23 protein-coding genes and 3 pseudogenes are annotated in these 24651 nt (G+C 64.7%); 12 read left to right on the forward strand and 14 right to left on the reverse strand.

Features of this window, described 5'->3' with window-relative positions; all coding sequences use genetic code 11:
* The first annotated feature begins 49 nt into the window (after positions 1-49).
* A complete protein-coding gene (locus G4G31_RS26275; protein WP_229425608.1) occupies positions 50-973 on the forward strand; it encodes a tetratricopeptide repeat protein in 924 nt (307 codons plus the stop codon).
* A 107-nt stretch (positions 974-1080) separates the two neighbouring features.
* Here G4G31_RS26275 and G4G31_RS14700 read toward each other — a convergent pair whose 3' ends face one another.
* The 4 genes and pseudogenes from G4G31_RS14700 to G4G31_RS14715 all read right to left on the reverse strand — a co-directional run bounded on the left by G4G31_RS14700 (position 1081) and on the right by G4G31_RS14715 (position 6290).
* Positions 1081-2721 (reverse strand): OmpA family protein, encoded by a 1641-nt coding sequence (locus tag G4G31_RS14700; protein WP_182988306.1) that lies wholly within the window; start codon positions 2719-2721, stop codon positions 1081-1083.
* 164 nt (positions 2722-2885) lie between these two features.
* Positions 2886-4532 carry a hypothetical protein gene (locus G4G31_RS14705; RefSeq protein ID WP_182988307.1) on the reverse strand — a complete coding sequence of 549 codons (1647 nt, stop codon included), beginning with the start codon at positions 4530-4532 and terminating at the stop codon, positions 2886-2888.
* A gap of 107 nt (positions 4533-4639) precedes the next feature.
* A pseudogene (locus G4G31_RS14710) lies at positions 4640-5808 on the reverse strand (pyridoxal phosphate-dependent aminotransferase).
* Positions 5805-6290, reverse strand: coding sequence for a putative toxin-antitoxin system toxin component, PIN family (locus G4G31_RS14715; protein WP_182988308.1), 486 nt, complete (start codon positions 6288-6290; stop codon positions 5805-5807). Before G4G31_RS14715 ends, G4G31_RS14710 begins: the two are co-directional and overlap by 4 nt.
* A 109-nt stretch (positions 6291-6399) precedes the next feature.
* Between G4G31_RS14715 and yaaA the strand changes: the two genes are divergently transcribed.
* Positions 6400-7170: a peroxide stress protein YaaA gene (gene yaaA, locus G4G31_RS14720; protein WP_182988309.1), complete on the forward strand. Its 771-nt coding sequence runs from the start codon at positions 6400-6402 to the stop codon at positions 7168-7170.
* A gap of 36 nt (positions 7171-7206) precedes the next feature.
* Here yaaA and G4G31_RS14725 read toward each other — a convergent pair whose 3' ends face one another.
* Complete coding sequence (locus tag G4G31_RS14725) at positions 7207-8046, reverse strand: outer membrane protein assembly factor BamD (RefSeq protein ID WP_182988310.1); 840 nt, start codon at positions 8044-8046, stop codon at positions 7207-7209.
* Between the two features lie 64 nt (positions 8047-8110).
* Here G4G31_RS14725 and G4G31_RS14730 point away from each other — a divergent pair, with 64 nt between their 5' ends.
* Both G4G31_RS14730 and pgeF read left to right on the forward strand, forming a co-directional pair.
* Positions 8111-9157 carry an RluA family pseudouridine synthase gene (locus tag G4G31_RS14730; protein WP_182988311.1) on the forward strand — a complete coding sequence of 349 codons (1047 nt, stop codon included), beginning with the start codon at positions 8111-8113 and terminating at the stop codon, positions 9155-9157.
* Positions 9157-9946, forward strand: a pseudogene (gene pgeF / locus G4G31_RS14735) (peptidoglycan editing factor PgeF). The gene G4G31_RS14730 and the pseudogene pgeF overlap by 1 nt, the downstream one beginning before the upstream one ends.
* Before the next feature lie 38 nt (positions 9947-9984).
* Here pgeF and G4G31_RS14740 read toward each other — a convergent pair.
* Positions 9985-10242 carry a hypothetical protein gene (locus G4G31_RS14740; RefSeq protein WP_182988312.1) on the reverse strand — a complete coding sequence of 86 codons (258 nt, stop codon included), beginning with the start codon at positions 10240-10242 and terminating at the stop codon, positions 9985-9987.
* A gap of 78 nt (positions 10243-10320) precedes the next feature.
* Here G4G31_RS14740 and phaC point away from each other — a divergent pair, with 78 nt between their 5' ends.
* From phaC to G4G31_RS14760, 4 genes and pseudogenes are all read left to right on the forward strand, one after another.
* Positions 10321-12066, forward strand: coding sequence for a class I poly(R)-hydroxyalkanoic acid synthase (gene phaC / locus G4G31_RS14745; RefSeq protein WP_182988313.1), 1746 nt, complete (start codon positions 10321-10323; stop codon positions 12064-12066).
* Between the two features lie 205 nt (positions 12067-12271).
* A complete protein-coding gene (gene phaR / locus G4G31_RS14750) occupies positions 12272-12829 on the forward strand; it encodes a polyhydroxyalkanoate synthesis repressor PhaR (protein WP_182988314.1) in 558 nt (185 codons plus the stop codon).
* Positions 12830-13098: 269 nt separating this feature from the next.
* Entirely contained in the window at positions 13099-14559 is a 1461-nt protein-coding gene (gene rimO, locus G4G31_RS14755) for a 30S ribosomal protein S12 methylthiotransferase RimO (RefSeq protein ID WP_229425005.1), read from the forward strand.
* Positions 14560-14752: 193 nt separating this feature from the next.
* Positions 14753-15920: pseudogene (locus G4G31_RS14760) on the forward strand (cystathionine beta-lyase).
* Between the two features lie 103 nt (positions 15921-16023).
* Here the strand turns inward: G4G31_RS14760 and G4G31_RS14765 are convergent.
* From G4G31_RS14765 to G4G31_RS14785, 5 genes are all read right to left on the reverse strand, one after another.
* Positions 16024-16983: a chemotaxis protein gene (locus tag G4G31_RS14765; protein ID WP_182988315.1), complete on the reverse strand. Its 960-nt coding sequence runs from the start codon at positions 16981-16983 to the stop codon at positions 16024-16026.
* Between the two features lie 76 nt (positions 16984-17059).
* The gene (locus G4G31_RS14770; protein ID WP_182988316.1) at positions 17060-17422 is read right to left on the reverse strand and encodes a hypothetical protein; all 363 of its coding nucleotides are present in this window, start codon (positions 17420-17422) and stop codon (positions 17060-17062) included.
* A 141-nt stretch (positions 17423-17563) separates the two neighbouring features.
* Positions 17564-17998, reverse strand: a complete 435-nt coding sequence (trxC, locus tag G4G31_RS14775; protein ID WP_182988317.1) for a thioredoxin TrxC — start codon at positions 17996-17998, stop codon at positions 17564-17566.
* 630 nt (positions 17999-18628) lie between these two features.
* Positions 18629-19333, reverse strand: coding sequence for a hypothetical protein (locus tag G4G31_RS14780; RefSeq protein WP_182988318.1), 705 nt, complete (start codon positions 19331-19333; stop codon positions 18629-18631).
* Positions 19311-19634, reverse strand: coding sequence for a hypothetical protein (locus G4G31_RS14785; protein ID WP_182988319.1), 324 nt, complete (start codon positions 19632-19634; stop codon positions 19311-19313). Before G4G31_RS14785 ends, G4G31_RS14780 begins: the two co-directional genes overlap by 23 nt.
* Before the next feature lie 449 nt (positions 19635-20083).
* Here G4G31_RS14785 and G4G31_RS14790 point away from each other — a divergent pair, with 449 nt between their 5' ends.
* Genes G4G31_RS14790 through G4G31_RS14800 form a run of 3 tightly spaced genes read left to right on the forward strand, consistent with a single transcriptional unit; the run spans position 20084 to position 22063 of the window.
* The gene (locus G4G31_RS14790; protein WP_182988320.1) at positions 20084-20845 is read left to right on the forward strand and encodes a DUF72 domain-containing protein; all 762 of its coding nucleotides are present in this window, start codon (positions 20084-20086) and stop codon (positions 20843-20845) included.
* A gap of 10 nt (positions 20846-20855) precedes the next feature.
* Entirely contained in the window at positions 20856-21650 is a 795-nt protein-coding gene (locus G4G31_RS14795) for a Mut7-C RNAse domain-containing protein (protein WP_229425006.1), read from the forward strand.
* Positions 21647-22063: a hypothetical protein gene (locus G4G31_RS14800; protein WP_182988321.1), complete on the forward strand. Its 417-nt coding sequence runs from the start codon at positions 21647-21649 to the stop codon at positions 22061-22063. Before G4G31_RS14795 ends, G4G31_RS14800 begins: the two co-directional genes overlap by 4 nt.
* Here G4G31_RS14800 and G4G31_RS14805 read toward each other — a convergent pair.
* Positions 22060-23043 carry a PEP-CTERM sorting domain-containing protein gene (locus tag G4G31_RS14805; RefSeq protein ID WP_182988322.1) on the reverse strand — a complete coding sequence of 328 codons (984 nt, stop codon included), beginning with the start codon at positions 23041-23043 and terminating at the stop codon, positions 22060-22062. The two genes, G4G31_RS14800 and G4G31_RS14805, sit on opposite strands and share 4 nt — an antisense overlap.
* Before the next feature lie 393 nt (positions 23044-23436).
* On the opposite strand from G4G31_RS14805, the gene G4G31_RS14810 reads away from it, so the two are divergent.
* The gene (locus G4G31_RS14810) at positions 23437-23781 is read left to right on the forward strand and encodes a hypothetical protein (protein ID WP_182988323.1); all 345 of its coding nucleotides are present in this window, start codon (positions 23437-23439) and stop codon (positions 23779-23781) included.
* Between the two features lie 103 nt (positions 23782-23884).
* Here the strand turns inward: G4G31_RS14810 and G4G31_RS14815 are convergent, their stop codons facing one another.
* Together G4G31_RS14815 and G4G31_RS14820 are read right to left on the reverse strand one after the other, a co-directional pair.
* Entirely contained in the window at positions 23885-24037 is a 153-nt protein-coding gene (locus G4G31_RS14815) for a hypothetical protein (protein ID WP_182988324.1), read from the reverse strand.
* A 214-nt stretch (positions 24038-24251) separates the two neighbouring features.
* On the reverse strand, positions 24252-24632 hold the full coding sequence (locus tag G4G31_RS14820) for a hypothetical protein (RefSeq protein WP_182988325.1): 381 nt from the start codon (positions 24630-24632) through the stop codon (positions 24252-24254).
* Positions 24633-24651: the final 19 nt, after the last annotated feature.

Raw genomic sequence — 24651 nt, forward strand, 5'->3', positions numbered from 1 at the left:
GCCCGCACTGCGGGTCGCCGCGATCGCGGCGGCGGTCATGGTGCTGGCCATGGGTGCCACCGCCCGGTATGTGCTACCGCTCAAAGGCAAGACGTATGACGTGCAGCCCTTGCCGCCGTCACAACCTGTTCCGCAGGCACCGGTGACGGTCGCCGAGGTGGCGCCGCCAGCCGCGCCGGCGGCCGCAACCGAACCTGTCGCAGCCGATACCGCGCCAGCGGCGACTGCTTCAACGGGCGACACCGCGGCGGCGCCCGCGACGACGAGCAAGCCTCCCCGGACGGCCAGCGCTCACCGTGGCGCGGCAAAACCGGCCGCAGGCACGCGCCTCCCGGCCACCCCACGCGCCGTGACGCCCGCCGCCAGCGGACCGGCGCTTGCAGGCGAGGGCCGCATCGAAACGAGCAACCAGGCCAGCGAGAATGCTTACCGCCGCGCCCTTGGCAGCTTGCAGGATGGGCGCGTCAGCGAAGCCATCGCCGGCCTCCAGGCCGTGCTCCGCAACAATCCGAAGCACGAGGCGGCGCGCCAGACCCTGGTAGGCCTCCTGATCGAAGCCAAGCGCGAGGACGAAGCGATGGTCCAGCTGCAGCAGGCCCTGACGCTGGACCCGCGCCAGCCGGCCATGGCCATGCTGCTGGCACGCCTGCAGATCGAGCGTGGCCAGCCAGGCATCGACACGCTGCTGCGCACGCTCCCTTACGCGTCGGGCAAGGGCGAGTACCACGCCTTCCTGGGCGGCGCCCTGCAGCGCCAGGGACGCTACCGCGAAGCGGCCGATCAGTACCAGACCGCCTTGCGTAGCGCGCCGGACAATGCCGTGTGGTGGATGGGCCTGGGGCTGGCACTGCAGGCCGAGAAGCGCAACGCCGAGGCAGCCGACGCCTTGCGGCGCGCGAGCAGCCTGGGTACCCTGAACCCCGAGCTGCAAGCGTTCGTCGAGCGCAAGCTTGCACAGGTAAGCCCCCAATAAGACCTCCGGCGAAGTCGCCCCGTCCCGCCTGGCGTCTTGCGGTTGGGCGCACGCCGTCCCTGGGGGCCTGGCGGCCGCCCAGGGTAGAGGTCAGCGAACGCCGACCCTCAGATCTTCACCAGCTCGACCCTGCGGTTCTTCGCACGGCCCGCTTCCTCCTTGTTGTCGGCCAGCGGCTTCGTAGCGCCATGTCCGGCGGCGCGCAGGCGCCTGGCGTCGATGCCGGCCGCCACCAGGCTCTGCACCACACTGTCGGCGCGCTGGCGCGACAGATCCAGGTTGCGCGCGGCGTTGCCACTGTCGTCGGTGTGGCCTTCGATGGCCAGCTTCAGGCTCGGGTCGCCTTTCAACAGTTTCGCGATTTCATCGACGGTCGGCTTGCCGTCCGGGCGGATGCTCGCCTTGTCGGTATCGAAGTTGACGTAGAGGGCGATCTTGCCTTTCGCGGCGAGCTCCTTGCCCATGGTGTCGGCCGTCACCAGCGACACGCTCTGCTGCATCGCCTTTTCCTCCACCGCCAGCAGGCGGGTATCGCTCTCGCCCGTCATCAAGACCAGCCAGACGTTTTTCTCGGGCGTGCGCACCAGGTAGCTGTCGTAGGACATGCTGAAGTCGTCGACCCGCAGCTTGTCCTGGCGCAGCGTGGTTTCGCTGACTTCCTTGCTGGTGTTCGCTGCAAGCAGGGCCTTGTCCCTGTGGTCGACCGCGTTCACCTTGACGCCGCCCAGGCCCTTGATGGCCGCTTCGTAGTTGCGGCGTACGGCCATCTGCGACATCTTCGCGTGGCGGTTCGAGAAGCTGCGTGTCTCGACCTGGCCTTCGACCGTACGGAGTTCCTTGCCGACGATGATGCCGACGGCGTCGAAACGGCTGTTTCTGGTGCTCTGGAAGGCCTGGTTCAATTCCGGCGGGTAGGCCAGGTAAGGGAAGGACGGCAACGCGGCGGTGGTGACTGGGATGGCGTTGATGTCGACCGGCTGCGCGGCGGTCGGGGGCGTGCCGCTTGCCGTCACCGGCGTCGCCGCCCCGTTGGCGCCGACATAGCCGACCGTCTGGGCGAACGGCTTTTCCTCGATGGCCAGCAGGCGCACCGTGCTGTCGTTGGCCATGACGACGATCCAGTGGCGCGCATCGCCCTTGCGCGCGAGGTAGACGTCGTAGGACATGCGCAGGTCCGGCACGAGCAGCTTGGCCCTGCGGATCTTGTACTCGTAGTCGTCTCCGCGTCCGCCATAGAGCGCTTCCTCGTAGGGGCCCACGGTATTGACCTTGGTTGCGCCCAGCTCGCGCATCGCGTTCTCGTAGTTGCGGCGGATCTCCAGCTCCGACATCTTGGCGTGGCTTGGCGAGAAGCTGCGGGTCGCAACGCGCCCTTCGACCGCATGCAGGTGGTCGCCCAGGATGACCATGACCCGGTCCATCGGCAACTCTTCGGTGCTCTGGAAGGCCTGGTGCACGGTCGGCGGGTAGTCGACATACGGGAAGGGCGCGATCTTCCCGCCCGCCTCGGGCACGGTGTTGAAGTCGAAAGGTGGGTTCTCGCCGCCGTCGGCGAGGTCCGGCGTGGTGGGCTGGGCGGCGGCAGGGGCCGGCGCGGCAGGCGCTGGGGCCGGTGCCTGGCTCGCGGTGTCGACCGCGGCCGGCGTGCTGCCCGCCGCGTCGGCTGCGGGCGCGGTCTTCTTGCAGGCCGCCAGCGGCAAGCTGAGGGCGACGAGTAGCGGAAGGAGGCGCAGTGATGTGGTTTTCATGGGTCCTGGTCGGGAAGTTGAACCAGGAATTCTAGCAGCGCATGTTGATAGAAAGCTATCCGATTCTCACGACGGTTCATGCGCTGGCCCATCCAGGCTTGCTGCCTTGCCGGGGGAGCGGCAACTGCCCTTGTACGGCGTGCGGAGATGCTCCAGGCATCCTTCTATATGTAGTCGCTGCGCGGATTGTAGCCAATCGCCGCGCGCGCGATGGCCGCATCGCCCGGCGATACGCGTGCGAGAACGGGAATCAGCAGATCGAAAGTCTCCTGCCAAAGCGCGGTCCGGTATGTTTCATCGGCCACCTGGCGGGAGCTTTGATACATGGCCGCGGCTTTCAGCGCCTTTCCGGCGGCAGCCAGAGAAGCCGGCATGTGATACGCGAATCGATCGCGCAGGATGCCATGCAGTTTGCGGGTCAGCGCTTCGTTCCAGTGCATGGCGGTGAAGGAAACGAGAAAGCCAAGGGCGTCGTGGGACGTACGCGCCATTGCCCGGTCGAGCGCCGCCTGGACGCAGCGCTCGAGAATCTGCTGCAGCGGGTGGCTTGGATTGACCGTCATCCGGACGTTTCTGAGCGAAATGGCCTTGTCTTCCAGGACTGTCGAGGCATACGCCAGCGCGGAACACATTTCCTGGAGGGCGAAGGACCATTCCTCCGAGACCGCAAGCGCCTCCGTTGCGCAGGCTTCGAACAAAGCGAGCGCTTCCGCTTCCTGTGGCGACCCGCTGGGTGAATATGCCGCCACCTGGGCCATGACGCCGATATTCACGTGTGTCCGCCGGCCATCCGGAGCGAGGCCTTGCAAGATGTCGAGCGCGAAACGGCCGAGTTGGGGCCAATAGTCGTCTTCCGGGTTGCCATGCCTCAGCAGGCAGCGAATGGCCTGCAGCGCAGCGGCCGCGCTCCCGGACCGGAGCATGTCAGTCCAGGAAGCCAGCGTGCGGCAGGATGCATCGATCGACTGGGCAAGCGGGTCGCGCTCGGCGGCCGTGCATTTCGCGAGCATGAAGACCGATTCCTGGATGGATGTCTCCATCATGTCGGCGGCGAATTCGGGACGGTGGGCCTGGAAAGCGAGGGCGAGGCACAGCGCGAGCCCTGGGTTCCCGTGCAGATGCAGCGTCATGAGGACGGGGAGGGAGTCTTTCGATTGCCAGTGGGTGTCGACCAACCGTGCGGCTGCCGCCAGATCCTGTTCGGCCACCTCGAGCAGGATCTTCCAGACGTGGGCACGCAGTTCCCCGTCGAACCCGATGGACCTTGCCTGCAGAGTGCGGATCAGGCTGGCAATGCGTTTTTTCGGGTCGACGGTCGCATCCTGCGCACAGCTGTTGACCATTTCCTCCAGCTGCCTCGCCAGGGAAGGAGAGCCGTTCGTATTGAACTCGACCGGCAGGGAACGGAGATAGTTGGCGACCCCCATGACGACTTCGTGCTCGCCACGACGGCGCATGGCTTCCAGCTGGGCGACGAAGGCAGCCTGCAGTCTCTGGCCATGCCACTTTTCCATGGCCGCGATCTTTACAGACGTTGCCGCAAGTACGCGCACGCCGATGCGTGGCTTGATTCCCGACCAGGGAAAATGACGGCGCTTGAATTCGGTGAGATAGCTCTCGCTGAAGATGTTCGGCGTCGCAAGCAAGCGCTGGCGCCTCCCGCACCACCATTGGCCCAGACTGACCAGGCAATACTGCTCGGCGGGTGTGCAGGAAGCGAACAGCCGGTCCCGTTTCGCGATAAATGCCTGGCGTTCTTGTGCCGACAGGTGACGTTGGGGGACAAATGCTTCGACAGGCAGGGTCAACATGGCGGTTCTCGCGGGTGGCAGGGTTCCGACATCGGAAATTGCTGCACGTCACGAGTATACCCTGCGCGGATCTTGTCAGGCCGCCATGTCAAGAGGATGCTTCCGCGTCAAGGCACCCGGATGTCTGCGAGCCGCATCAATGCCTCGTGCAGCGTATCGTCGTTCTTGGCAAAGCAGAAGCGCACGATGCCCGACTCGCGTGCGCTGCTGTAGAAAGCCGAGACGGGAATCGCAGCGACTTTCGCTTCCGCCGCCAGCCACTGCGCGAACTGCGCTTCCGGCAGGCTCGATATGGCGTCATAGCGCACGCACTGGAAATAGGTCCCGTCAGCCGGCAGCAGGGTGAAGCGGGTCGTGGCCAGGCCGGCGCGGAACAGGTCGCGCTTCTTCTGGTAAAACGCGGCCAGGCCAAGGTAAGGCTCGGGGTCGGCCATGTAGTGCGCCAGGCCGTGCTGCATCGGCGTATTCACCGTGAACACGTTGTACTGGTGCACCTTGCGGAATTCAAGCATGAGCGCGCGCGGCGCGGCCACGTAGCCGACCTTCCAGCCCGTGACATGATAAGTCTTGCCGAAGCTCGAGACGACAAACGCCCGTTCGGCCAGTTGCGGGTGGCCCGCCACCGACAGGTGCTGCTCGCCGTCGTAGACCATGTGCTCGTAGACTTCGTCCGAGAGCAGCAGGATCCTGGTGCCGTCGACGATGGCGGCCAGGCGGTCGAGGTCGGCGCGGCGCAGGATGGAGCCGGTCGGGTTATGCGGCGAGTTGATCACGATCAGCCGCGTGCGGGCGGTGACTGCCGCTGCCACCTTGTCCCGGGGCACGCTGTAGCCGGCCTCCCCGACTTCCATTTCCACCGGCACCACGGTGCCGCCGGCGAGCGCGACCGCGGGCGCGTAGCTGTCGTAGGCCGGCTCGATGACGATCGCCTCGTCGCCCGGGTGCACGCAGCAGAGGATGGCGGTCGTCAGCGCCTGGGTGGCGCCGGCGGTGATGGTGATCTCGCTGCCCGGGTCGTAGCTGTGCTTGTGGAGGGTGGCGATCTTGGCGGCGATCGCCTCGCGCAGGGAACCGGCACGCCGGGCATGACCGGATACTGGTTGTGACCGGCCCGCATCGCCTCGGCGACGTGCTCGACCAGGCGCGGATCGCAGCCGAAATCCGGGAAACCCTGGCCAAGGTTGACGGCGCCGTGCTGGACGGCAAGCGCCGACATGGTCGAGAAGATGGTGGTGCCTACCTGGGGCAGGCGCGATTGCAGTTCGGGAGTGCTCATGGGGCGGCCGTGGCATGAGAGGTGGACGATTCCAACGCGGCCGCTGCGCGCGCCTTGACCCAGGCCTCGGGAAGCATGATGCGGAACAGACCGGCCTGCAGGGTCTTGCGTCCGAGTTTCAGCAAGGCCTTGTCCTTGGTAACCAGTATGGCGGCGCCGGCATCGCGCGCGAGTTCGAGGAATTTCTGGTCGTCGCGGTCGCTGCAGACGGGCAGCCGGATCGGCTTGCTGTCGGGGGCAACGAGGGCGACGAGCGCATCGAAGCGTTCGGCGGCATGCGCGCGGCTGGCCTCGTCGAGCGGCAGGTGCGGGTAGTGCAGCACGATGCGGTATTCATCGCGGCAGTCGGCGCGGGTCACGGCCGCGACTTCGCCGCGCTCGAGCGCGGCCAGCAGCGGCGCCCAGCGCGGGTCGTGGAAGACGAAGAGGTCGAGGCAGACATTGGTGTCGAGGACGATGGGTGGGGCGGAAGCGGGTATCATGTGGGAATTATTGCTCAGTTCTAAATTCAGCGTGCGACGGCGGCCTTACCGCGGTCGCGCCGCTTGGTTGTACTGCCTGTTTGCGCTACCGTCACGCCTTCACGTTTTTATGCTCATCGTCTTATCGCCCGCCAAATCCCTCGACCTCGATACCCCCAGCCCGACCACGCAGCACACGCTTCCGGATTTCGTCGACCGCGCCGCCCAGCTGATCGGCGTACTGCGCGACCTGTCGCCCGGCCAGGTAGGCGACCTGATGCACATCTCGGACCAGCTCGCTAGTCTGAATGTGGCGCGCTATGCCAGCTGGACGCGCGACCATGACGACGGCTACCAGGCTGCCATGGCTTTCAATGGCGACGTCTATGCCGGACTGGACGCGCGCAGCCTGCGGCCGGAGGCGGTTGCTTTTGCCCAGCGCCACCTGCGCATTCTGTCGGGCCTGTACGGCTTGCTGCGCCCGCTCGACCTGATTCATCCCTATCGCCTGGAAATGGGCACGAAGCTGACCAACCCGGGTGGCAAGGATTTGTACACCTTCTGGGGCGAAACCATCACCGCCGCGCTGAATGCGGAACTGGCACGGCTTGGGTCCAGCGCGCTGGTGAACCTGGCTTCGGAAGAATACTTCAAGGCGGTCAAGCCGAAGCTCCTGAACGTGCCCGTGGTCACGCCGGTGTTCGAGGATTGGAAGAACGGCAAGTACAAGATCATCTCGTTCTACGCCAAGCGCGCACGGGGCATGATGGCGCGCTACGCGATCGAGAACGGCATCCTTGAGGTGGAAGCGCTGAAGGCGTTCGACGTCGACGGGTATGCGTTCGTGCCGGAGGCATCGAGCGGGCGCAGCTGGATGTTCCGCCGCAAGGTCGAGGCGTAGGGACACAAAAAACCCGCGCCAGGCGCGGGTATTTGTTTATTGCACCGCATCCTTCGGCGCCGCCTTCGGCCCGGACTTCGCCCAGAACTGCCACCACGGTGCTTCGCCCCGGGCGTTCGGATTGATGAAGCGGCTGTCCGGGTAGTTGCGCTGGAAGACGCGCTGGGTGTCGTCGCGCAGCTCGAACATGCCGAGCTTGTCGTAGGAACGCATCATGATGAACAGCGCTTCCTCGCGTGCCGGCGATTCGCTGTAGTCGGCGACGGTATTCTGCGCACGGTTGAGGGCTGCCAGGTAGGCGCCGCGGCGATAGTAGTAATTCGCCACGTGCACCTCATACGAAGCCATCGCATTGATCAGGTAATTCATGCGCGCGACGGAATCGGGCACGTATTTGCTGTTCGGGAACTTGTCGACCAGGGCCTTGAACGCTGCGAAGGCTTCGCGGGTCGCTTTCGGGTCGCGCTCGGTCGGGTCCTGCGAATAGATCACGGAGAGGAAGCCGATCTGGTCGTTGAAATTGATCAGGCCGCGCAGGTAGTACATGTAGTCCACCTGCGGATGATTCGGGTGCAGCTTGATGAAGCGCTCCACGGCCGCGAGGGCCTCCGCCTGGTCCTGGGCCTTGTAATGGGCATAGGCAATTTCCATCTGCGCCTGAGTGGCGTAGGTGCCGAACGGATAGTTCGATTCGAGGCGCTGGAACAGTTTGATTGCGCTCTCGTATTGGCCGGCGCCCATCTCGTCGCGTGCCTCAGCGTATAATTTCTCCGCCGACCACTTCTTGGTCTCGTCAGACGCCTCCGGCAAAATGCCGCAACCCGACAGACCCAGCAAGACACTCGTAGCCACTACCACCAACAGTTTTTTTTGCATAGCTTTTTGCAGAAAAGTTTTACCGAGATTCAACGAACGGCTGATTATAGCCGATGGGACTGACGTGATATTAACTCCTGCGCCGAATTCGGCGGATTTGCCCCTCGACCCTGATTTCGACGATGAAATCGATGTCGAGTTTCCTGAAGTCGCCGCCCTTGCCAGCGGCATCGACCTGTCTCCGATCAGCCTGCACCTGGACGCCTCCGCCTGCGGCCAGCGTCTGGACAAAGTGGTCGCCGGCCTCGTGCCGCAGTTCTCGCGCAGCCGCCTGCAGCTGTGGTTCGACGGCGGCCACGTGCTGGTCGACGGCAAGCCGGCGCGCGGCAAGGATACCGCCTATGGCGACGAAACGATCGTCGTCACGCCGCAGCCGGCGCCCGAGGACACGGCGTTTGCCCCGGAAACCATCGACCTGAACATCGTCTACGAGGACGATCACATCCTCGTGATCAACAAGCCGGCCGGCCTGGTCGTGCATCCAGGCGCCGGCAACTGGTCCGGCACGCTGCTCAACGGCCTGCTGCACCACGCGCCGCAGCTGGGTTCCGTGCCGCGCGCCGGCATCGTGCACCGCCTGGACAAGGATACCAGCGGCCTGATGGTGGTGGGCAAGACCCTGGCGGCCCAGACCGACCTGGTGCGCCAGCTGCAGGCGCGCACCGTCAAGCGCGAGTACTTCGCGCTGGTATGGGGTACGCCACAGCTGTCGGGCACGATCGACGCGCCGATGGGACGGCATCCGAAGGAGCGCACCAAGATGGCGGTCTCGACCAGCCTGGGCGCGAAGCCGGCCATCACGCATTACACGCGCATCGCCGAAGGCATGCTCGATCGCCGTCCGGTGAGCCTGGTGCAGTGCCGCCTGGAGACGGGCCGCACCCACCAGATCCGCGTCCACATGCTGTCGATCGGCTTCGGCCTGGTGGGCGACTCGGTGTACGGCAAGACGCACCTGAGCCCGGTGTTCCACCGCCGGGCACTGCAGGCCCGCCGCCTCGGGCTGGTGCATCCGGCCACCGGCGAGCAATGCGAGTGGGTGGTGCCGCTGGCCCAGGACTTCGCCGAGCTGATCGCCCGCGCCGGCATCGCCGAGCCGGAAGCGGCGTGATGGAGCAGACCCCGGACGCGGCGCAGCTGATCGTGCCGGACTGGCCCGACGCCCCCGGCAACATCGGCGCGCTGGCCACCACGCGCTGCGGCGGGGTTTCGCTCGGCCCCTACGGCGACGGCCTTGGCGGCGGAGGGCTGAACCTCGGCCTGCACGTCGGCGACGACCCGGCGCTGGTCCAGAAAACCGCGCCCGCCTGCAAGCCTGGTTGCCGGGCCGGCCGGCCTGGATCGCCCAGGTGCACGGCGCCGACGTGGTCGATGCATCGACGGTCGGGCCCGGCCAGCCGACCCGCACCGGTGACGCCAGCATCGCCACCACGCCAGGCGTGGTCTGCGCGATCCTGACGGCGGACTGCCTGCCGGTGCTGTTCGCCGACCGGGCGGGGGGCGCGTGGTGGGTGCGGCCCATGCCGGCTGGCGCGGCCTGGCGGGCGGCGTGCTGGGCCAGACAGTGGCGGCGATGCGCGCGGCCGGGGCGGAAGAGATTACCGCGTGGATGGGGCCGGCCATCGGTCCGCTCGCCTTTGAAGTGGGCCAGGACGTGTTCGATGCCTTTGCCGCGGCGCTGCCCGGCCAGGACGTCGGTTTTGCCTTCCGGCGCCACCCCGGGAACGCGCACAAGTACCTGGCGGACATGTTCGCGCTGGCACGCCTGATGCTGGCGCGCGACGGGGTAATGAGCGTGGCTGGTGGCGTGCACTGTACCGCCACGGAAACGAGCCGCTTTTACTCGTACCGGCGCGATGGCGTGACTGGCCGCCAGGCGAGTTTGATCTGGCTCAAATAGGCCTGCATTCCAGGGCTGCATTCGCACGCGAATACTGTCTAGTTCGCGGTATTGCCTGGCGCTTGCGGGCCCGTCTCGGCGGCCGCTGGAGCGGTGTCGCCAGCCTCGGCAGCCAGCTGCTGGCGCGCCGCCATCTCGTGCCGCGCACGCCGGCGCGCGCCGCCGGTGAGGTAAAAAAGTATAGACAAGGGCAACACGCCATAGCCGAAAAAAGTCATAATTCCGGCAATTATCGAGCTTTCCGTGGCCGCCATCAGGATCACGACATAGCCCCAGCCGATTGCGACGATCCACATGCGTTTCTCCGGTTGCTCGTTTCAAGTAACTATTTCAGCTAGCATTTCAGCTCATAACCGATTCTAACGGATGCCGACATGAACATGCCCGACCCCCAAGCTGTTGCCGCCACCTGGATGAACCAGTTCACCGATCCCGCCGCCTGGCAAGGCTGGCTGAAGATGCCGGCCGTGGAAGGCTTCAACGGCACCGCGGCCAATCCGCTCGCGGGCGTCCTGAAGGACTTCAACGTCGGCATCGCGCCGCAACGCGTGGAAGAACTGCGCAATGACTACCTGCAGAAGGCTGCGCGCCTGTGGCAGGACCTGATGTCCGGCAAGACGCCGGCCTTGCACGACAAGCGTTTTTCGTCCTCGGAGTGGACCGCCAACCCGTTCCCGGCCTTTACGGCCGCATCCTACCTGCTCAACGCCGACTTCCTGCTGGCATTGAGCGACGCCGTCGAGGCGGGCCCGCGCGAACGCCAGAAGATCCGTTTCGCCGTGCAGCAAATGGTCGACGCGATGTCGCCGGCGAACTTCCTGGCGACCAATCCCGAAGTCCAGGCCAAGATCCTCGAGACCAAGGGCGAAAGCCTGACGAAGGGCTTGCAGAACATGCTGGCGGACATGCAGAAGGGCCGTATTTCCCAGTCCGACGAGTCGGCCTTCGAGGTGGGGGTGAATGTCGGCACGACGCCCGGTCAGGTGGTCTACGAGAACGAGCTGTTCCAGCTGATCCAGTACAGCCCGGCCACGCCGACCGTGCGCGCCGTGCCGCTGCTGATGATTCCGCCTTGCATCAACAAGTTCTACATCCTCGACCTGCAGCCGGACAACTCGCTGGTGCGCTACGTGGTCGAGCAGGGCAATACCGTCTTCATGGTGTCCTGGCGTAACCCGGACAAGTCGATGGGCGCGCTGACCTGGGACGACTATGTCGAGCGCGGCGCCATCGAGGCGATCGGCGTGGTGCGCGAGATCAGCGGCCAGGACAAGGCGCACGTGTTCGGCTTCTGCGTCGGCGGCACCATCGCCGCGACCGCGCTGTCGGTATTGGCCGCGCGCGGCCAGCAGCCGGCGGCCAGCCTGTCGCTGCTGACGACCCTGCTGGACTTTTCCGACACGGGTGTGCTCGAGGTCTTCGTCGACGAAGCACAGGTGGCGCTGCGCGAGCAGAATCTGGCTAAGGGCGGCATCATGCCGGGACGCGACCTCGCAACCACCTTCTCGGCCCTGCGTCCGAACGACCTGGTGTGGAATTACGTGCAGCAGAACTACCTCAAGGGCAAGACGCCGCCGGCCTTCGATTTGCTGTACTGGAATGCCGACAGCACCAACCTGCCAGGACCGATGTTCTGCTGGTACCTGCGCAACACCTATCTCGAGAACAAGCTGAAAGTGCCGGGGAAGCTGACGGTCTGCGGCGTGCCGGTGGACCTGGGCCGCATCGATTGCCCGGTCTTCATCTACGGCTCGAAAGAAGACCACATCGTGCCGTGGCAGGCCGCGTTCGCGTCGATGAACCTGCTCAACCCGAAGAAGGCCAAGGCCAACCGCTTCGTGCTGGGCGCATCCGGCCACATTGCGGGCGTCATCAACCCGGCCGCGAAAAACAAGCGCAGCTATTGGGTCAATGACAAGAACGGCAAGAGCCGCGCGCGTACGGCCGAAGACTGGTTCGCCGGCGCCGTCGAGCAGAAGGGCAGCTGGTGGCCGGAATGGGCGCGCTTCCTGCAGGAGAACGGCGGCGCCGAGGTGCCGGCACCGAGCCAGCCGGGCAACGAGCAGTACCTGCCGTCGGAGCCGGCGCCGGGGCGCTACGTCAAGGCGCGTGCCGACTGAGGGCGGCTGCACGCGTGCTGATCTTGCTTGAAAATAAAATGGGTGGTAAAACCGATAATTGCTGCACCTGCACTGCCGACATGGTATTTTCCGCCTTGCCGGTGCTGTAGGGCAGCATTGGAGACCGCAGGAGCCTGGCGCGCCTGCATCGAATCATGTACAAAGCGCGTGCCCACGAAGCCTCGCGCAACCTATGGAACTTGAGATGAGTAGTGCAAAAAACAGTACCGAGCGCCTGATCAAGAAGTACCCGAACCGTCGTCTCTACGACACCCAGACCAGTTCCTACATCACCCTGACGGACGTCAAGCAACTGGTCCTTGACGCCGACGAGTTCACCGTGGTCGACGCCAAGTCCAACGAGGACCTGACCCGCAGCATCCTGCTGCAGATCATCCTGGAAGAAGAGGCGAACGGTGCGCCGATGTTCTCGAGCGCGGTGCTGGCGCAGATCATCCGCTACTACGGCCATGCCATGCAGGGCATGATGGGTTCTTACCTGGAAAAGAACGTGCAGGCGTTCACCGATATCCAGAACAAGTTCACCAGCAATGCCGCCGGTGCCCTTGAAGGCAAGCCCTTCAGCCCGGAAATGTGGACCCAGTTCATGAATGTCCAGGGCCCGATGATGCAGGGCATGATGAACAACTACATCGACCAGAGCAAGAACCTGTTCATGCAGATGCAGGAGCAGATGCAGAACCAGAGCAAGGTGCTGTTTTCCGCCTTCCCGTTCCCGCCTGCGCCGACCGACAAGAAGTAAGGGCAGGGTGGCCGGCGGCAGCGCCTGCCGCTGCTCCCGGCGCGGTTGTCGCAGCTGTATTTCCGAGGCATTTCCTGCGGCCCTAGGGTGGAGTCCCCGACTCCACGCGGTCATGCGCTCGCGGACCGCTCACTTTCCCGTGTTCCCCACCGTGCGAATCCGTTGTGGATTCGCCCAGTGCGGGCGCCAAACCGCCCCCACTGGTGTCTTGCCCGCCCCGCTTCGGGTACAATCGCGGATTGCCCAGAATCTTTTGACGCTCTCCGCCCATGCTCGAACTCCGCCGCAATCCCGCTCCTGTCGCATCCGCCGACGCTCCCGCAGCAGTCCCGGCCGCCGCTTCGGCCGCGCCGCTGGTCCTCCCCGCCGTCGCGCCGGGCGCAGCGCCCAAGGTCGGGTTCGTCTCGCTCGGCTGCCCGAAGGCGCTGGTCGACTCCGAACAGATCCTGACCCAGCTGCGCGCCGAAGGCTACCAGACCGCCAAGTCCTACGATGGCGCGGACCTGGTGATCGTCAACACCTGCGGCTTCATCGATGCCGCGGTGCAGGAGTCGCTCGATGCCATTGGCGAGGCGCTGGCCGAGAACGGCCGGGTGATCGTTACCGGCTGCCTGGGCGCCAAGAAGGACGCCTCGGGCCAGGACATCATCACCAAGGTGCACCCGAAGGTGCTGGCCGTGACCGGTCCGCACGCGGTCGCCGAAGTCATGGACTCGGTGCACCTGCACCTGCCCAAGCCGCACGATCCCTTCATCGACCTGGTTCCCGACCACGGCGTGAAGCTCACGCCCAAGCACTACGCCTACCTGAAGATTTCCGAGGGCTGCAACCACCGCTGCAGCTTCTGCATCATCCCGTCGATGCGCGGCGATCTGGTATCGCGCCCGATCCACGAGGTGCTCATCGAGGCCGAGAACCTGTTCAAGGCCGGCGTCAAGGAACTGCTGGTCATTTCGCAGGACACCAGTGCCTACGGCGTGGACGTGAAATTCCGCACCGGTTTCTGGAACGGCCGCCCGATCAAGACGCACATGACCCAGCTCACCGAAGCCCTGGGCCAGCTGGCGCGCCAGTACGACGCCTGGGTGCGCATGCACTACGTCTATCCATACCCGCACGTCGACCAGGTCATCCCATTGATGGGCGACGGCCACGTGCTGCCTTACCTCGACATCCCGATGCAGCACGCCCATCCGGATGTGCTCAAGCGCATGAAGCGTCCGGCCAGTGGCGAGAAAAACCTCGACCGCATCCTGGCATGGCGCAAGATGAATCCGGACCTCACCATCCGTTCGACCTTCATCGCCGGTTTCCCCGGGGAGACGGAAGAAGAATTCGAATACCTGCTGGACTTCCTGCGTGAAGCGCAGATCGACCGGCTGGGCTGCTTCGCTTACTCGCCAGTCGAAGGCGCGACCGCCAACGAGCTGGCCAATCCGGTGCCGCAGGAAGTGCGCGAAGAACGCCGCGCCCGCGTCATGCTGCTGCAGGAAGAAATTTCGCTCAAGCGCCTGCAGGCCAAGGTCGGCAAGACGATTCGCGTGCTGATCGACGAAGTCAACGCGCGCGAGGCGATCGGACGCTCGGCCGCGGACGCGCCGGAAATCGACGGCGTCGTCCACATCAAGCGCTCGCTCGTTCCCGGCAAGGCCAAGCTGGCGGTCGGCCAGTTCGCCGATGTTGTCGTCACCAAGGCGGACGCGCACGACCTCTGGGCCAGCCTGGCGTGATGCTGTAGGCTTGCGTGCTCGTTGAGGCCGCGCCTCGACGGGCAGCCGAGGCGGGAACGGGTAAAACCGAAATCAAGGGGTGGCGTGGGCTTGCGGCCTGACGCGGTATAGTACGGCTACAGGCTTCCCGGGCCGCTGCGTCACGCAGTGGTCGAGCCGCCTGTTTGCTCGCCACCTTCCGCCCGACATCGCCATGCCCAAGAAATCCCTCCAGACCACCCTCGTCCACACGGACTACACGCCCCCCACCGGCTTCGACGCCTATCCACCTGCCATCCACCACGCCTCCACGGTGCTGTTCAAGGACATGGCGGACCTGCGCTCCGGCCAGTGGAAGGACAAGAGCGCCTACACCTACGGCCTGCACGGCACCCCGACCACGTTCACGCTGGAAGCGCGGCTGGCGGAGATCGAAGGCGGCAGCCACTGCCTGCTGGCGCCCTCGGGGCTGGCGGCCATCTCGATGGTGGACTTCGGCCTGTTGAAGAGCGGCGACGATGTCCTGCTGCCCGATAACGTCTACAACCCGAACCGCGAATTGGGGCGCTGGCTGTCGAACGACTTCGGCATCAGTGCGCGCTACTACGATCCGCTGGTGGGCGCCGGCATTGCCGAATTGATCCAGCCGAACACCAAACTCATCTGGACCGAGGCGCCGGGATCGGTATCGATGGAAGTGCCGGACTTGCCGGCGATCTGCGCGGCAGCCCATGCGCGCGGCGTGCTGGTGGCGCTCGACAATACCTGGTCCGCGGGCATCGCGCTGCGCGGCTTCGACCTCGGCGTCGACATCGTCATGACGGCGCTGACGAAATACCAGTCGGGCGGCTCCGACGTGCTGATGGGGGCCGTCGTCACCCGCGACAAGGCCATCAATGACCGCATCGCCATGGCGCACATGCGCCTGGGAATGGGCGTGAGCGCGGACGACGCCTACGGTCATGCGCGGCCTGCCGACGATGAAGCTGCGCTTCGAGGCCCACGACGCCTCGGCACGCAAGGTGGCCGCATGGCTGCAGGCGCGTCCCGAGATCCGCCGCGTGCTGCACCCGGCCTTTCCGGATTGCCCCGGGCACGAGCACTGGCGCCGCGATTTCACCGGGGCGGGCGGTTTGTTCTCGGTGATTTTTGATGCACGCTACACGGAGGCGCAGACCGACCGCTTTGTCGACGCCCTTGAACTTTTTGGACTAGGCTACAGCTGGGGCGGCGCCAATAGCCTGGTGGTGCCTTATCGGATGGGGACGATCCGGCGCGACTGGCAGGAGCAGGGCACGCTGGTGCGCTTCAATATCGGGCTGGAAGACACATCCGACCTGATCGCCGATATCGAGCAGGCGCTGGGCAAGCTCGGCGCGTAGGCGTACGGGCGGGCGCCCTGGTGCCATGCGGACCGGGACACGAAACGACAAGGCCGCGAGCGTATCGCGGCCTTGTCGTTTTGCCGGTATTAGCCTGCCGGACTTACTGCTTCAGCACGCGGCGCAGCGTAGCGGCCAGGTCCTCGGCCGAGAACTTGGCGACATAGGCGTCGGCGCCGATCTTCTTCACGTGCTCTTCATTGGTCGTGCCCGACAGCGAGGAGTGGATGACGACCGGCAGGTTGGCGAAGCGCGCGTTCTTCTTGACGTTGCGGGTAAGCGTAAAACCATCCATCTCGGGCATCTCGAGGTCGGTCAGCACGAGGGCAACCTTGTCGTAGACGCTCTTGCCTTCGGACTCGGCGGCGTCGGCGATGTGGTGCAGCTGCTCCCAGGCTTCCTTGCCGCTCTTCGTCATCACGAAAGGCAGGCCCATGACCTCCAGGCCCTGTTCGATCAGGGCGCGTGCGACGACGGAATCGTCGGCGGCCAGGATGACCGAGCCCGGCTTGATCGCGATCTTCGCGCCCACGGTCTGGGCGCTGATCTCGGGGCCGGTATCCGGATTCATGTTACGCAGGATGGTCTCGACGTCGAGCACCTGGGCCAGGCGGGCGGGCGCGCCGTTCTCGCCTTCCAGGCGGGCGATGCTGGTGACCATGCCGCTGCCGGCGCTTTTCTCGGCCGACATCACCTGGCTCCAGTCCAGGCGCACGATCTCTTCGACGCTCTCGACGGCGAAGGCCTGGGTAGTGCGGGCGAACTCGGTGACGAGCATGATGTTCAGTCCGGTCTTCGGGATCACACCAGCAATCGCCGGCAGGTCCAGCACCTGGATGATCTGTCCGCGCAGGTTGACCACGCCCAGCACATGCGGCGGCGATCCGGCCACGGCGGTTACCGACGGCATCGCAACGATCTCACGGATCTTGAACACGTTAATGCCGAACAATTCATTGCGCTCGCCGTTGGCGTCGCCGCCGAGGCGGAACAACAGAAGCTCGAATTTGTTGGTGCCGGTGAGGTTGCTGCGCTCGTCGACTTCCTGCTGAACTGATTTCATATTCCATCCCGAAAAGTGATAATGCCATCAGGAAAGTATTCTAGCCGCTAAAATGCCGAAATGCGCAAAAACGTCGTCAAATCGGCATGGCTTTGTTGTTGTTGAGATCCAAAAAACCACGAATTAGACGATACGCCTTCCAGACGATGGCCAGCGGGAACACCGCCCAGGCAAACAGGAGGCCGATGATCGAGAAGATCAGGATCCAGCCGATGACGACCCAGAGCACGTAGTACCAGAAGGAGCGGATCATCCAGCTGTGGTGGGTCTGGACCATGGTGCCTGCCGTCTCTCCGCGCTTGATGTAGTTGAAGATGAGCGGAAGGAAGGAGAGCATGCCAAGCGACAGCACGAGACAGGCCCCGTGTACCAGGTAGAGGATGCGCGCCATCTGCTTGGCGTCATCAAGTTCGCGATCCAGGACGAGCTGCTGCGACATGCGCTTCTCCTTGCGGGACGACCCCGCTTCGGTCCGATTGTAGCAGCGATTCCCGAGCAGTTCCGCTCCCCTGCGTGCTTGCGCGCGGCCCCTGGGCGCGCGGGCAAGGGCGCGGATGTCAGCGCCGATTCCGCCACACTTCTATAGCTGGGAGCGCACCCAGGCTGCGATGCCGCCGGCGTCCATGGCCCCAGCCTGGCGCGCGACTTCGCGCCCGCCTCTGAACAGCGCCAGCGTCGGAATGCTGCGGATGGCAAAGCGCGCGGACAATTCCTGGGCGCGTTCCGTATCGACTTTCAACAGGCGTACATGCGGCTCGAGTGCGCTTGCGGCCCGCGCATAGTGCGGCGCCATCATCTTGCACGGCCCGCACCACTCGGCCCAGAAGTCGACCAGTACGGGAATGTCGTTGCGAGCGATATGACGCTCGAAGCTGGCTGCGGAAACGTCGAGCGGATGTCCCGCAAACAACGGCTTGGCGCACTTGCCGCAGACGGGGGCGTCGGTCAAACGGGCCGGCGCCATGCGATTGACGGCTTCGCATTGAGGGCAGACGATGTGGATGGGGTCGGTCACGTGAATCTCCTCGCACAGTCGATTGTGTTGACCGTATTGTATGTCGTCGGCGCATGCTATCGTCCAGCGCGTGCTCCGTGCGCCTGCGCGTTGACGAGATAGGTCTGGCTGGTGCGCAGTAGTGAGCGTCGGAGTGGTCCTCGTCGGCAGCGATCAGATGAATAGCTAGACCGCGATAGGCTGGCAGGCGCACATCACTGTTCCTCGACGGGCGCGCGACGCACTGGCTTCGGGACCAGGGATGCGCACTTCGCCGCAGTGTGGCAACTGATAGACATCATAATAATACGACCGTCGTCACTGCCGCGATCGAGCCGGAAGTCGACTCTGGCTGCCTTGCTAAATATTCCAACTAGATGGCTTTACGAGCGGCTTCCGAGGGTCATTTCGCGTTTTCTGCTGACGTGTACACCGACATCGCGAAAAGCAGTCATCGCGTTGAACTGGAACCCATCCAGGTCTAGTTGACCGGTGAAAAAAGCGATTGGGATGGTCGTTTCTACTCAGCCGAAGAAGAGTAAGGTGTCGTTCAAGGGGATAGATCTAGAAGGGATGAGGGAACGCGCAAAGCAGATGGACGGCAACGTTGCAATGCCGCCTTTAACGAAACCGTATCCAATTCAGTACCTTTTAGTGGGGCCGCAGTGTGGTTTTTGGTATCAGTGCTCTGCAAGCATCAGTATCCACGCAACTGATCGAAAGTTCCGTCACATGGCCGAGATCATCCCCGCTATCCAACCAGAAGGATAAGTTCGCAGCACTGCTGAAACGCCCCCACGGATGACCACAGTAATGACCCCCACATCGTAACTCTCTTCGTTTATCGGCGCGCATCCCAATATCCCGAAATGAAGTTGTAGAATCGAATGTAAAGCCGTCGAGCGTCAAACGGCCTTGAAACAGTTTCGCAGGAGATGACGATGAGCGCCCCAGCATTTGATCGGACTCATCCCATCCCAATTGGATGTTGACGAACTTCACCTTCGTCAGGTCCCTCCTGTCACTGCCCACTGTTATGCCGAATTCATCCCAAATACAGGTAGTTATGCTTGTGCCTGCCTTGGTGCATCGCGGCTCGCTGGGCAGTACTTTCATCCATGATGAGATTGTGCCGCCAAGCCAGACTGTTGTGCCATTTATCGACAACGATGCGCCGCTTATCGCAACAGAGGGGCCACCCCTGCCCGCAATACTGTTGGCTACGTTGTGCAGTCGTTCTGTTTTCTCAGTGGGTGTGGAAACATGCGCTGCAGCGGAAAAAGGCGGGAAGAATAACAAAAGGATTATCAATGATTGACGAAGGCGCATAGCGTTAGATCCTGCCAAAAATGTCATTGAAGTTTTTCCTTAAATAGATCAGTGACTGTTCCTTAGCCGCGACCAATGTCTTGATCGTCTCCTTGCGGACCTTAGCGGTCTCTTCCATGAAATGCTCTACTTCGGTCGCTGATTCTCCGCGGCGCACCTTTGTCGGGTTTGCTTTGGCCCACGCCAGCACATAGCTGTCCTGCCAACTGCATGCCTTCGGATGGATCAAAAATGCTCTCGCAACGTTCGCTGGGTCAGCGGTCAGATCGCCATTCCAACGGCGCGCGATCGATTTGCCTACCGATTGCACTGCCACTTGTGCGAGCAATGCTGCGAGAGTGTGAAAGTGATGAGTATCGTGGTCTTTGGCCAGCTGGACCAGGACGGGTCACTTCGTCGGCGGCAACCCATGCTTCGACGAGCAAGTCCGAGGCAGCGCCGTTGCTGTCTTCATCGTCCACGCTGATCGCGTACAAGCGGGAATGACTCGAAAACTGCATCAAAGCGGTGCTGACCTGTTGCGTCAGGGAGGGACTCATAGTGGCCTGCACTATCCGGAAAAGAAGAGACGGTTGGGAATGATGCATGCGCCCCGCCGAAGTCCTTGCGCGAGCACAACTTGAACACTGTACGATCCCGCTCGTGCGTACTGTTGTGCCATATCAAGTCTTGAAGTAAAGCAGCGCCGAAGCGCACGCATCGCTGTCGACCCCAAGCATGCGCCGCAGCAAGCGCCGCGGGCGTACAATCGGCCCGACCCTACTTGCCACTTCGTCAATGAGAAAAGCACATGCCGGTAGCGCGCCGCTGATCGGTTGCGCGGGCTGGAATATCCCGAAAGAGGCCGCTGCCGCCTTTCCCGAAGCGGGCAGCCATCTGGAGCGTTATGCCGCCGTGTTCCCGGTGGTGGAAATCAATTCGTCCTTCTACAAGCCGCACCGGCCGCAGACCTATGCGCGCTGGGCCGAGAGCGTGCCGCGCGACTTTCGCTTCTCCGTGAAGGTGCCGCGCGCGATCACCCACGATGCGGCCCTGCGCGATATCGACGAGCCGCTGGCGCGTTTCGCCGGCGAGGTGGGCGAGCTGGGCGACAAGCTCGGCTGCCTGCTGGTCCAGCTGCCGCCCAAGCTCGGTTTCCACGACGAGAGCGCGCGCGAGTTCTTCGTGCGCCTGCAGGAGCGCTTTGCCTGCATGGTCGCCTGTGAAGGGCGCCACCCGAGCTGGTTCAGCGACAACGCCACCGAGTTGCTGCGCGAGCGCGGCGTTACCCGCGTGATCGCCGACCCGGCGGCCGGCCAGCCCGGCCCGCACGTGCCGACGACGAGCGACATCTACCTGCGCCTGCATGGCGGGCCGCGCATCTATTATTCGTCGTATCCGGACGACTACCTGGCCGCGCTGGTGCGCGACCTGCGCGTGCACGGCGCTGCCGGCCGCAAGGTCTGGTGCATCTTCGATAACACCGCGGCCGGCGCGGCCGTGCCGAACGCGCTCGCCGTGCTGGACGCGTGCCGGGACGCGGCGCCACAGGCCGTGTAATACTGCCTCCATGGACACGGCCCCGATGCAAGCCCCGTCCAGGGTGACGGCGACATTTCGTTTCTACGACGAACTGGGCAATTTCCTGCCACGGGAGCGCCGCGGACATGCATTCGCGGCGCCGTGCGCGCGTGCGGGGACGACCAAGCACATGATCGAGGCACTGGGCGTGCCGCATACCGAGGTTGCGCTGATCCTGGTCAACGGCGAGTCGAGCGGACTGGACCGGCTGCTTGCCGACGGCGACCAGGTGTCCGTGTATCCGCGGTTTTCCCGCTTCGACGTGGGGCCGGTCCAGCGTGTGCGGACGCCGCCTCCGGCGCCGCTGCGTTTCGTCGCCGACGCCCACCTTGGCGCGCTGGCGCGCCTCCTGCGCATGACCGGCTTCGACACCCTGTACGACAATGCCTACCAGGACGACACGATCGTCGCGATTGCAGCCGGATCAGGCCGGGTGATACTGACGCGCGATCGCGAACTGCTCAAGCGCCGTGGCGTGCAGCACGGCTGCTACCTGCATGCAATCGCGCCCGACGAACAACTGCGGGAATTGTTCGCGCGCTTCGACCTGGCTGAAACCGCCCGCCCGTTCACGCTCTGCCTGCACTGCAACCTGCCGCTACGCGCGGTCGACAAGGCCAGCGTCCTCGATCGCCTGCCGGAATCGGTGCGCGCGCTGCACCACGAGTTCACGCTGTGCGACGCTTGCGGGCGGGTGTTCTGGAAGGGGTCGCACCACCGGCGCATGGCCGCGATGCTGGCCGGCCTCGCAGCCGACCCGCCGCCCGGGGGAGAGGGAGCATGAGTGAGCTCGCGCCGAACCTGCCGTTTCCGATCCGCACCGAGTGTCCGCCCGGTGCCTGCGTGTGCGAGCGCGCGCGCCTGCTGGCCGATCCGGGCGGCGACTTCCGTCCGCTGGCAATCGACCGCAAGCAGGAGCAGAAGCTGCTGGCACGAATCGAACGCATCGACAGTTATGCCGACCTGCAGCATGTGCAGGACTTGATCCGCAAGAACGTCGGGGCCGAACTGCGCATCGCACCGGGGCCGAACGAAGTGCGGTCGATGCGCGGCATCATCATCGTTCTCGAAGAGAAGCCCGGGCTATGCAAGAAAGTGCGCCAGTCGGTGGCGGCCGCAGTGCGCAAGCGCCTCCAGGAAAAGCCGGAAATTGCCTACGCCATCCTCGATGCGGGCACGCTGTTCGGCGGCACCTAGCGAACCGCGTCCGGCCGACGCTTCGCGCGGCGTGCGACCATCGCCACCATGGCGACAGCCATCAGCCAGGCGGTGGTGGGTTCCGGCAGGTCCGTCCCCGGCGGCGGGTCGAGCGGCGGATTCGACGGCGGGCCTGGCCGGCCGGGATCGGGAACCGGCACGAACGGGCTTGGCTCGGGGAGCGGCGGCTCGCCCTTGTCCAGCGCCGGGGGCGGCATGAAGGCCACGGGCGGCTCGACCGTGACTGCCCCGGATAGCGGCGGCGCGCTGACCGAGGCCAGCAACTGGATGTCCGGCGGGTAACCGTGGATCGGCGGCGGCGCCGGGCGGTCGAAGCCGCCTGCAGGCGGCAGTGACAGGCGTGGCGCCGGCCTGCCGACGACACGGGCCGGAACGGGCTTTGGCGTCGGCGTGCGGACACGGGCAATGAGGCCGGCTTCCCGGGCGGCCCCTTCGAAGACCGGGACGTCGAGCGACTCGGGCTTGGGTGCATCCGGCTCGACCGGCAGGCGCGGAACGGCCGAGATGCGGTTCGCGCAGCGCGCGCGCATCTCGCTACGGCCATCGCTGAGAAGCATTTCGCCCGGCCGCAGCATGACCTTCCTGGCCGTCCAGTACACCTGGTCGCCTTTTCGATAGGAGACATAGACGGCGCGCGCGGCCGAGACCGTCACCGGCTGCGCGCGTCCCGTGTCGAAGCCCGCATAGTGCAGCGCAACGACCTTGTCGCTCCGGACGATTTCCGCAAGTTCGGCCGCATCCGCCACGCCGCCGGGTACGACCGAGTAGCGATACACGGGCCGCCTGGCCGCTGGGGTGCCGGCGGGAGCTACCGGCGTCTCCACGGCCGGGCCTGCGCCGATACTCACCATCGACAACTGCGGCACCTGCGCGGGCATCAGGCCAAACGCGAGGGCACAGCAGGCGGCGCACGCGGACACGAGCTTCATGACGCGCTGCCGCAGCTGGAGTCGTTGCATGTTGCGTCGAACTGATGGGTAGCTGCGGTCCATGTATGCCTTTGGGTAAGATATGTCCCACAGGGTAGAGGAGGCACAAAGGGGAAGCTATTTTTTGAGCGGCAATTTCGTCAAATTTTGCGATAACGCAAACGATCCGTTGGGCATCTGCGACGTAATTCTTTGAGGAAATTGAGTCCTGGAAAAACCCGGTGTATGTTGTGCAAGGGCTTTGAAAGGTGAGGAAGCGCGGTCATTCCAGCTTGTGGCGGCGCGACACTGCCCCTACGCTTTTCGACGCCAGGGGGCCGGGCATCGCCGCGCGGCGAGCCGTTCGGCGCACGGCCTGCAGGCTCATTTGTGCGCGCGAGCGCGTGCAACCTGCAGCCAGGCATAGCCGGCGAAGGAGAAAAAATGAAGCGCTGGCGGACCGTTTTCACCGTGACCATACTCGCGGCCATGGCAACGCTGGCCAGCAGTTCCGTCGGGGCGGTAGTGCTCGCTATCTATCCCGACATCATGGGATGCGAAGCCGGCTGCCCGACCGTCGCTGGCGGCTGGCCGGCGCCTTACCTGATCGACTATCCCGCCATCTCGCCGGTCGGCTCGGTCGCCCTGACCGAAGCGCTGCTGGGCGACGACAAGATCTGGCCGCGCGAGCTGGCCCTGAGCTTCGCTTTCTGGCTGGCCGCCAGCGCGGTGGCGCTATGGATAGGCAGGCGTCTCGCCGCCGCGTCGAGATCCGCACCAGGGAGCTGAGGGCGCCCGGTGGTTGCCCTTTCATCCTGACAAGGGTTTTCAGCACGATCCCGACAAGAAGGCAGCCCGCCATCGCCAGCGACCAGGCGCCGTGCAGCGTGTTCTATCCGATCGACACCCCGCGTGCCATCTCTTCCTTGCCGATCTTCCCGACGCGGCTCGGTAGGACAGGACGCAGCAGGCCCTGGACGCCGAGCAGGAGCAGCCCGCAGCCGATCACCGATTCGCCCACCAGGTCGCCCTGCAGGCCGCCCACAGACTCATCGCACCAGGCCCGCCGCCGAAGAGGAGCCAGAAAACGCGAGAGACGGGGTAGCGCGAGCGTTTCGATGTGCTCATGGCAAGGATGAACTGCTTGAGCCGGCGATGATCGTGTGCATACCCGCGTGGCGGGGGCGCAGCCGGCGGAGGCGAACGAAAAAAAGGCCGCACATGGATGCGGCCTCCCTGCTTGCCTGCGCGCGCGCGGCTCAACGGCGGCGGAAATGCCCGCGATGACGGTGACCACCCCAGCTGCGGCCGAAACTCAGGCCCAGCCCGATCGACACCGGCGGGTACCAATACGGTTCGTAGACCGGCGCGGGATAGACTGGCTGAGGCACATATACCGGCACGCCGACGACCGGCGCCGGTGCCGGGTTGACGAAGACATTCGAGCTGGTGACGACGCCGGCATCGCCGGCACGCGCACCGGTACCGAGCGGCACGGGCGTCACGGACACGACCTGCCAGCCGTTCGGATCGGCGGCCTGGGCGTAGCCGCGGGTGCCGTAGTTGGCGGGACCGGGCCAGGGGCGGCGCAGCCTGCGAGGGTGGCAAGTGCGCCCATAATAACGAGTAGTTTTTTTCATGACGGTCCTCCTGATCCCG

Origin of the sequence: Massilia sp. Se16.2.3, from assembly GCF_014171595.1 — a bacterium.
Taxonomy (GTDB): domain Bacteria; phylum Pseudomonadota; class Gammaproteobacteria; order Burkholderiales; family Burkholderiaceae_D; genus Telluria.